Origin of the sequence: Streptomyces sp. NRRL B-24085, from assembly GCF_001282115.1 — a bacterium.
GTDB lineage: Bacteria > Actinomycetota > Actinomycetes > Streptomycetales > Streptomycetaceae > Streptomyces.
This window is the reverse complement of sequence record NZ_LJBR01000393.1, coordinates 1-1,189: the sequence shown is the minus strand read 5'-3', so window position 1 is coordinate 1,189 and position 1,189 is coordinate 1. Positions and strand designations below refer to the sequence as shown.

Below are 1,189 nucleotides of genomic sequence, written 5' to 3'. Positions count from 1 at the left end.
CCCATGAATCCCGCCCCCCGGGGCAGCCGAGCCTCGACGACGTTGTCCGGGAGGCTGGTGTGTTCGACGGTTTCGAGTTGACGTGGTGCGAGGGCGACGACGGCGTCCGGCTGCGCGTGCGGCACGGCGGCAGCGGCCCGGCCGTGCTGCTCCTGCACGGCCATCCCCGCACGCACGCCACCTGGCACCGCGTCGCCCCGCTGCTGGCCGCGGCCGGCCACACCGTCGTCTGCCCCGATCTGCGCGGTTACGGCCGCTCCGACAAGCCCGCGACCGACGCGGCACACCGTCCGTACTCCAAGCGCGCCATGGCCGGCGACTGCCTCGCGGTCATGCGCCGGCTCGGGCACGAGCGGTTCGCGGTCGTCGGGCACGACCGGGGCGCGTACGTGGCGACCCGGCTCGCCCTGGACCACCCGGAGGCCGTGTCCGCCGTCAGCGTGCTGGACGCGATCCCCATCGGGGAGGCCCTGCGCCGCTGCGACGCCGGTTTCGCCGCGAGCTGGTGGCACTGGTTCTTCCTCGGCCAGACGGCCAAGCCCGCCGAACGCGTCATCAACGCCGACCCCGACGCCTGGTACACGGCCACGTCCGAGCAGATGGGCGCCGAGGCGTACGAGGACTTCCGGCAGGCGATCCACAACCCGGCCACCGTGCACGCCATGTGCGAGGACTACCGGGCCGGCCTCGGCGTCGACCGCGAGCACGACGACGCCGACCGGCGGGCCGGCCGCCGCATCGACTGCCCGCTCCAGGTCCTGTGGGCCACGCGCGACGACATGGAGGACCTCTACGGCGACGTCCTGGCCGTCTGGCGCGACTGGGCGACCACCCCTCCAGAAGGCGGCCCGATCGAGTCCGGGCACCACATGGCCGAGGAGGCGCCGGAGGCACTCGCCGGCGCCCTGCGCAGGTTCTGGGAGACCACCGGCCACACCAACGGCTGAGCGGGAGGCGTACGCGGCACGGACCAGCGTGGACGGTCAAGCCGTGGCCATCGCCCGCCCATCCGCCCACCATCGATCAGCAATCCCCCAACACCCTTGAGTAAGGCGGAAGTCAGGATTCCGTCACCCGTCTTGTTGTCACGTACTCAACAAGAGGATGGTCGTCGCGGGTCGCCGCCCCCACCGGGAACCTCACCGGTGGTCCCCCCTCCGCAGGCCTCTGCCCACCACTCCCAGGAGGC

Annotated in this window: 1 protein-coding gene; it reads left to right on the top strand. The window is 72.8% G+C overall.

The features are described from left to right. Positions 1–59 precede the first annotated feature (59 nt). Positions 60–947 carry an alpha/beta fold hydrolase gene (locus tag AOJ26_RS34170; protein WP_053852250.1) on the top strand — a complete coding sequence of 296 codons (888 nt, stop codon included), beginning with the start codon at positions 60–62 and terminating at the stop codon, positions 945–947. Positions 948–1,189: the final 242 nt, after the last annotated feature.